We start from the raw sequence: 7,638 nt of genomic DNA, 5'->3' as shown, positions 1-7,638 counted from the left end.
GCGCCAGGCCGCCGCGAATACGCGTGCGAAGGAGCGCGTGGCCGAGCTGCAGGACTTCGTGCGCCGCTTCTCGGCGAACAAGTCGAAGGCGCGCCAGGCCACCAGCCGCGCGAAGCAGATCGACAAGATCAAGATCGAGGAATTCAAGCCGTCGTCGCGACAGAACCCGTTCATCCGCTTCGAGTTCGAGAAGAAGCTGCACAACGTCGCGGTGGTCGCCGAAGAGATCACCAAGAAGTACGAGCGCACGATTTTCCAGAACTTCAACCTGTCGGTGCAGCCGGGAGAGCGCATCGCGATCATCGGCGAGAACGGCGCGGGCAAGACGACGCTGCTGCGCTCGCTGCTCGGCGCGCTGCCGCTCGATCACGGCACCGTGAAGTGGTCGGAGAACGCGAACGTCGGCTACATGCCGCAGGACACGTACGAGGAATTCCCGAACGACATCACGCTGATGGACTGGATCGACCAGTACCGCAAGGACGGCGACGACGAAACGATGGTGCGCGGCACGCTGGGCCGCCTGCTGTTCTCGTCGGACGACATCAAGAAATCGGTGAAGGTGCTGTCGGGCGGCGAGAAGGGCCGCATGATCTGGGGCAAGCTGATGCTCGGCCGCCACAACGTGCTGCTGATGGACGAGCCGACCAACCACATGGACATGGAGTCGATCGAGTCGCTGCAGATCGCGCTCGAGCAGTTCGAAGGCACGCTGATTTTCGTGTCGCACGACCGCGAGTTCGTGAGCGGGCTGGCGAACCGGATCATCGAAGTGAAGACGGACGGCACGCTGTTCGACTTTGGCGGGAATTATGAGGAGTTCCTGACGAGTCAGGGGCAGGAGTAAGTGCCGTAAGGTTTTCTCCGGTCACGGGGCCAGGTTAGGCATCACCGCACGGAGCGAATTGCCAGAGGCGCTACAAGCCCGCATCGACAGCAATGTCGATGCGGGCTTTTTCATTTCCGCCGCGGCAAAACCCCACCGCGCTGGACATCCCAGTTTCCTCTGCTCAATCGACTTCAGGTAAATTACCGACCGAACACCCCCATCATTCCCCATTTCGCCCCGGAGCTGCCTTCGATGCAGGATCATCCTCTCCCGCTCGACCTGTCCGGCCTTGCGCCCAGCCTGTACGCGCAGGGCACCGAGGAGGGCATCCTGTCGCGCCTGATGGAGCGGATCGCGCCGACCAACCGCTTCTGCGTCGATATCGGCGCGAGCGACGGCCTGCGCAACAGCAATACGGCACGGCTGCTGCGCGAACAGGATTGGGCCGGCGTACTGGTGGAAGGCAGCGCATACCGGTTCGGCAAGCTCGCCGCGCACTACGCTGGCGTGGCGCGTGTCCGCCTGCACCACGATCGCGTCCAGCCCGACACGGTCGACCCACTGCTCGTCGACGCGAACGTACCGACCGACTTCGACCTGCTGTCGATCGACATCGACGGTAACGATTACTGGGTATGGCGCGGCCTGCAAGCGTTCCAGCCGCGCATCGTCGTGATCGAATACAACCCGTACTACACGCCGCCCGAGCGCTGGGTCATGTGCTTCAATCCGGACCACGAATGGGACGGCTCGACTTATTACGGCGCGAGCCTCGAATCGCTCGTGCATCTTGCCAGGCAGAAGGGCTATGAGCTCGTTTGCTGCGACGACATGGGCAACAATGCGTTCTTCGTGCGACGCGATCTGTACCCGCTGCTCGGCATCGCGAACAACGATCCGTCGGTGTTGTTCCGACCGGCGATGTACAAGCTGCGCTACGTCGGACACAACACGTTCCTGACTGGTCATCCGTATCGGCACGGGCCGGCCGAGCACATCTGAATGAATTCGCTCGCCGTCACCTTCGACGAGATTCGCGACGCCTACGAGCTCGGTTGTGGCGGGCTGCCGACGCAAGTGAGCGAACGGGTGTGGCATCTGCCGACCAGCAGCGGCGCGGGCGTGGCGGTCAAACTCTATGCACTCGAACACCGTGCGCGCGCAGTCAAGGAAACCGCCGTCCTCGCGCATCTGAAAACGCACGGCGATACGCGCGTCCATGTGCAGACGCTGAAGCGCACGCGATCCGGCGCATCGCTGTGGTCAGGACAAAATTCTCACGCGATGCTGACGCGCTGGGAAGCCGGGCAATTCAAAACCTACGATAGGTTCTCGCCAACCGAATGGGATGCGCTCGGCGCGAGTCTGGCCGCGTTGCACCTGAGCCTCGAACAATTGCATTTGCCGTCGGTCGATACGATCCGCGCGCGGCTGACGTCGATCGATGCGGACGCGGTACGCCGCAGCCTGCTGGGTGCACTCAATCGAGCGGATGCGAACGTCACCGGTGCCGCGAATCTGCGCCGCTACGTCGATCTCGCGCTGCGTATGCTCGACCGCTACTATCCGGGCAGCATCGATGCGTTTCCCGCCGACGATCCGCAGCACCCGATCCACAACGACTACAACCAGTTCAACTATCTGTTCACGGGTACGCTGCCGCCGCTGATCCTCGACTGGGAAGCGTCGATCGGCGCACCGCGCGAATACGAGCTAGTGCGCTGCCTGAATCATTTGCCGCTGGAAGCACCGCACCTCGCGCAAGCGTTCGTGCATGCGTACCAGCGGGTGCGGCCCGTGAATCCGGCGTACATCGCGTGGGCGGTCGATGCCGCCTGCTTGCAACACGCGCTCAAGCTCTGGATCGTGCAGGGCTGGCTCGACGATCCATCGCGCTTCGCATCGCATCTGAACGGTGCGGTGACGATGGCGTCGGCGATGGTGAACGCGCGTGACCGTCTAGTAGATTTCTTTTCCCGCTGCATGGAAACAGGAAGTTGATGTGAGTGCGAATCCGAACGAGATCCCGAATCCGCCGCCGCCCGGCGAGCGGCAGCACGTGTTTCCGCCGCCGCTGGATCGCGATTACCGCGTCGAGGACGGGCGTATCCAGACGCGCTCGCTGGAAGCGCATATCGTCGATCACTGCAATCTGACCTGCGCGGAATGCTGCTCGCTGTCACCGCTGTTGCCCGAGTGGCATGCGAGCCCCGAATCGATCGAAGCCGATCTGCGCAAGGCCGCGAAAGTGTTGCGCCCGCGCATGTTCAAGCTGGTCGGCGGCGAGCCGTTGCTGCATCCGGCGCTCGTTGAAATGATCGAGCGCGTACGCGCGACCGGCATCGCGCCCGTGATCTCGGTCACGACGAACGGCCTGAAACTCGCCGAGATGCCCGACGCGTTCTGGCAAGCGGTGGATGCGCTGACGATCTCGCGCTATCCGAAGCCGGCGCTTTCCGCCGACCTGGTCGCGCATGTCGAGCGCCAGGCGGCGCGCTTCGACGTGCGTCTGAACTGGAAGGTGCAGGACGTGTTCACGACGATGAACCGCGCCCAGCCCGGCACGGATCGCGACGAAGCCCGGCGCCTGTATCACGATTGCTGGATTCGCGAGCGCTGCCATATGATTCGCGACGGCATGTTCTACACGTGCACGCGTCCCGCGCATTTCCATACGCTGTACAAGGGCGACAAGGATTTTCAGGCCGACGGCCTGCCGCTGCGCGACGACGCGGGCATGCTCGACGCGATGCTCGCCTATCTGCAACGCGAGACGCCGCTCGAAGCGTGCCTGCATTGCCAGGGCGGCAGCGCGCCGGTGGCGCCCCATCGCATCCTCAAACGCATTGAAGTGGACACCTTGAAGGCTCGTTATCCATGATCGTCGGTACGCGCGACCCGTTCGGTTTCGATCGTCTGCACTACCATCCGCGCAGCGGCGTGTCGGCGTCCGGTATCCGCGCGGTATTGCGGGCGTCGGGGCAACCGGCCGGCGCGCCGGACACGGCCGCCATCGCGGGCTATCTGAGCGGCGAGCGTCTGGTCGGGCGCACCGTGCTGCGCGACGTGCTCGCGGTGCCGCCCGGCCACGCACTGAGCCGGTCGCCGCAAGGACTGACGGCGCAACCGGCGCCCGAGCGGCCGCAGCAAGCCGATCTCGACACCGTACTGCGCGTGTCGCTGAAACGTGCGCTCGACAGCGGCAAGCGCGTCGCGCTGGCGCTGAGCGGTGGGCTCGATTCGGCGCTGCTGCTTGCGTTGTTGCGCGAGCTCGGCGCATTGCGGCACGTGACCGCCTACATTCTCGCGACCGACATGCCCGACTACTGCGAACTCGACGCGGCGCTCGAACTTGCCACGCAGATGCAGGCGAACGTGAAGATCGTGCGCGCAAACGAGGCCGATTTCATCGCGTCGCTGCCGAGAACGACGTACGCGGTCGAGGAACCGATGTTCAACCTGCATCCGGTCGCGAAGCTGCTGCTGGCCGACGCGATGGCGGCGGACGGCGTCGAAGTGGCGATTACCGGCGACGGCGCGGATCAGGTATTGCGCCGCGACGTATCGGCCAACTATCTGCCGCTGTGCCACGCGTTGTTCGACGAGGCGTCGGTCGAGCTGCATCCGCCGTTCGTGGATGCGGCCGTCGTCGCGCATCTGACCAGCCTCGCGCCCGACCCGAACAAGCAGTGCCTGCGCGAGCTCGGTGCGCGCCTGAACCTGCCGGAGCGTCTCGTGCACGGCCCCAAGCGCGGCCGGCTCGCGCCGGCGATGGATCTCGCGACGCTGCTCGATCGCGACCGCACGCATGCACTGGCCGACGCGCTCGGCCTCGCTGCGCCGACGCTGCAGGCGGATACCGAACGCGTGCTGTGGACGACGCTGACGCTGCTTCTCGACCATCTCGATCGCCTTCATTCCGATGCCGCGCATCGCCCAACCTGAGCCGTTCATGAAACGCATCCTGTTCTGCGTGGTGCCCGAGAAGGGCCACGTCAATCCGTGCATCGGCCCGGCCCAGCATCTGCGCGCCGCCGGCTGCGACGTCGCGTTCTATGCGCCGGCCGACATCAGCGAACAGCTCGACGGCGCCGGCGACTTCGCGTTCGTCGGGCCGCGCGAGACGCCCGAGCGCCACGACCTGTCGCGCGGCGCGAGTTTCGCCGCGAACATTCGCGACGCCGACTGGCTGCGGCACTGGATCCGCACGTTGCTGATCGACCTCGCGCCCGCGCAGGTGGACGGCATCCGAGCAGTGCTGCGCGACTGGCGGCCCGACGTGGTCGTGATCGACCCGCTGCTCTATGCCGCGGCGATCGCGGCCGAGCTGGAAGGGCTGCCGTGGGTTTCGATGTCCAATTCGCTGAATCCGGTGCTGCCGGACGATCTCGATTCGGAACTGCTGCGCACGGTGCGCTGGCTCGAACCGGAACGTACGCGGCTGTTCGCGCGCTACGGCCTCGACGCGCGCTTTCGCGGTTGCGACGTGCTGTCGCCGCACCTGACGCTCGCGTTCACGACCGACGCGCTGGTGGGCGCGCCGCCGCCCGGTGTCGAACTGGTCGGCCCGGCGATGCCGTCGGGCCCGCGCGGTGACGAGACGGCGTTCCCGTGGGAACGCGTCGACGCGGATCGCCCGCTCGTCTACATGTCGCTCGGCAGCCAGCTTTACTACCACCCGGAGGTGTTCGCGAAGGTGATCGACGCGACGCGCGCGACCCCGGCGCAATTGGTGCTGTCGGTGGGCGAACTGGTCGATTCGGATCTGCTGCCGACCGGCGACGAACGCGTGCTCGCGGTGCGTTACGCGCCGCAACTGGCGTTGCTGCGGCGCACGCACGCGTTCGTCAGCCACGGCGGCGCGAATTCGTTGATGGAGTCGCTCGCGTGCGGCGTGCCGATGCTGCTGTCGCCGTTCTGCAACGACCAGTTCCATTCGGCGCATTTCGTCGAGCGGGCCGGCGCGGGTTGCGTGCTCGATCTGCAGCAGGCCGGCGTTACGGACATTACGGATGCGCTCGAACGCCTGTTACGCGCCGGACCGTTGCGCGAGCAGGCGGCACGGATTCGCGACAGCTATGCCGCGTGCGATGGCTCCGCGCAAGCCGCGCGCCTGATCAGCGCACTCGCTTCAGGAAGCCGCCTGGCGACAGCGTCATGAGCACGCGGTCCTCGATGTCGTGGTCGATTTCGAAGCGGTCGTCGCGGGCGAGAAATTCACGGGCGGCCGTGGCAGGATTGTTGCCGCGGCCGTACGGCTTGCCGTCGAACATCGATTCGGGCAGGTACTCCATGATGGTGTCCATCACGATCGCGTAGCTGCCGGGCGTCACGAACGGCGCATAGCATTCGAGCTCGCGCAGCACGTGCGCGTGCGTATGCGTGAGATCGAGGATCGCCATCACGCGTGCGTCGTCGTCGATCTGCGCGCGCACCGATGCGAGCGTGTCGGCCGCGCACGATTCGCCTTCGATCAGCACCATGCGATGGGCGAGCCGGTGCGATTGCAGGCGCTGGCGGACCTCGTCGCGCAGGTGCGGCTCGATCGCGACGACGCGGCCCGGGGTACCGGCCAGATCGAGCATCGACGCGGTGAACACCACGCCGCCGCCCGCCGCGATGCCGGTCTGGACGATGCAGTCGGGGCGCTCGCGCCAGATCAGTTCCTGCAGCGCGAGCATGTCGCCGGGCAGATGGAAGAAGCGCTCGCCGAGCCAGCGGGTCTGGAACAGATGGCCGAATTCGGCGGCGCGCGTCAGCCATTCGATGTTGATGTCCCGCATGCGGGCCGAAGGACGCTCTGACATGGTCGATGCAACGAGTAGGAGTGACGTGAAAACGCTGGAACCGTGGCTTCACCGGTACTGGAACATCGGGCCGGCGCGCCTGCAGGCGCTGGCGTCGGGCCATACTAACAAAACCTATCTCGTCGAGTGCGACGCGGGGCGCGCGGTGCTGCGCGTGTCGTGGTCCGGCAAGCCGGTCGGGAAAATGCGGCGCGAGGCGTCGATCCTCGCTCATCTTGGTGACGCGCGCACGGCGCGGCTGCTGCCCGCGCTGCCACGACTGCGGCCGACTGTCGATGCGCAAACCGGCGTGCAGATGCCCGACGGAAGCTGGCTGCATCTGTTCGAGCATATCGACGGCCGTCCCGGCTTGCCGGACGACGCGCACGGGGGAGCGACCGATGCGATGCGCACGCTCGCGCATCTGCATACGGCGCTGGCCGCGATACCGGCAAGCGAAGCCGCGCCGCTCGCATGGCTGTTGTCCCGTCATGCGCGTGTCGCGGCGCGTGCGATGCCGTTGCTGCCGGGCGATCTGCGCGACGCCTACGACACGGTGATCCGACGGATCGGCATACATCTCGAAGCGGCAGCCGCGTGGCTCACGGGGCCGGTGCATTGGCTGCACGGCGACTATCACGCGGGCAACCTGCTGTATGTCGGCAACGCGGTGAACGGCGTGCTGGATTTCGACGATGTGGGGCAGGGAGCGCAATGGCTCGAAGCGGCCTTTGCGTCGTTCGCGCTGTCGCGCGATGCGGGCCGGGATGACGGCTTCGTGTTCGATCGCGGGCGATGGAAGGCCGGTCTGGAGACCTATGCGGCGACACGGTCGGATGCGGCGCCGGATTGGCTGCGCGATAACGACGATGCGCTGATGACGTTGTTCTGCGCGGACCAGACGCTGATCCATCTCGAAGCGGCGCAGCGGGGCCTATGGATGCCGGGCCCTGGCATCGGATTCCTCGGCGGCTGGCGCCAGTTGCTGGACGGGGCGGTGCCCGCGGGTTAGCCGGCCGTCGC

8 protein-coding genes are annotated in these 7,638 nt (G+C 66.0%); 7 read left to right on the top strand and 1 reads right to left on the bottom strand.

The window, feature by feature from the left end; all coding sequences use genetic code 11:
* The 6 genes from JMF86_RS08620 to JMF86_RS08595 all read left to right on the top strand — a co-directional run.
* On the top strand, positions 1-847 hold an 847-nt coding region (locus JMF86_RS08620), incomplete at its 5' end, for an ATP-binding cassette domain-containing protein (RefSeq protein WP_201316951.1).
* Between the two features lie 234 nt (positions 848-1,081).
* Positions 1,082-1,831 carry an FkbM family methyltransferase gene (locus tag JMF86_RS08615; RefSeq protein ID WP_077179839.1) on the top strand — a complete coding sequence of 250 codons (750 nt, stop codon included), beginning with the start codon at positions 1,082-1,084 and terminating at the stop codon, positions 1,829-1,831.
* Positions 1,832-2,830, top strand: a complete 999-nt coding sequence (locus JMF86_RS08610; protein WP_125380632.1) for a phosphotransferase enzyme family protein — start codon at positions 1,832-1,834, stop codon at positions 2,828-2,830.
* A 1-nt stretch (position 2,831) separates the two neighbouring features.
* Complete coding sequence (locus tag JMF86_RS08605) at positions 2,832-3,710, top strand: radical SAM protein (RefSeq protein ID WP_125380633.1); 879 nt, start codon at positions 2,832-2,834, stop codon at positions 3,708-3,710.
* Positions 3,707-4,774, top strand: coding sequence for an asparagine synthase-related protein (locus JMF86_RS08600; protein ID WP_125380634.1), 1,068 nt, complete (start codon positions 3,707-3,709; stop codon positions 4,772-4,774). The genes JMF86_RS08605 and JMF86_RS08600 overlap by 4 nt, the downstream gene beginning before the upstream one ends.
* Before the next feature lie 7 nt (positions 4,775-4,781).
* Positions 4,782-5,990 carry a glycosyltransferase gene (locus tag JMF86_RS08595; protein ID WP_125380635.1) on the top strand — a complete coding sequence of 403 codons (1,209 nt, stop codon included), beginning with the start codon at positions 4,782-4,784 and terminating at the stop codon, positions 5,988-5,990.
* Here the strand turns inward: JMF86_RS08595 and JMF86_RS08590 are convergent.
* Positions 5,947-6,636, bottom strand: coding sequence for a cephalosporin hydroxylase family protein (locus tag JMF86_RS08590; protein WP_125380636.1), 690 nt, complete (start codon positions 6,634-6,636; stop codon positions 5,947-5,949). The two genes, JMF86_RS08595 and JMF86_RS08590, sit on opposite strands and share 44 nt — an antisense overlap.
* Here JMF86_RS08590 and JMF86_RS08585 point away from each other — a divergent pair.
* Entirely contained in the window at positions 6,635-7,627 is a 993-nt protein-coding gene (locus tag JMF86_RS08585) for a phosphotransferase (RefSeq protein WP_227745848.1), read from the top strand. The genes JMF86_RS08590 and JMF86_RS08585 overlap by 2 nt on opposite strands.
* The last annotated feature ends 11 nt before the right edge of the window (positions 7,628-7,638 follow it).

The sequence above is a fragment of the Burkholderia sp. E168m15 genome, assembly GCF_016586105.1.
Taxonomy (GTDB): Bacteria; Pseudomonadota; Gammaproteobacteria; order Burkholderiales; family Burkholderiaceae; genus Burkholderia; species Burkholderia orbicola.
Note: the sequence above shows the minus strand (reverse complement) of the source record. Positions and strands in the feature narration are given on the sequence as shown.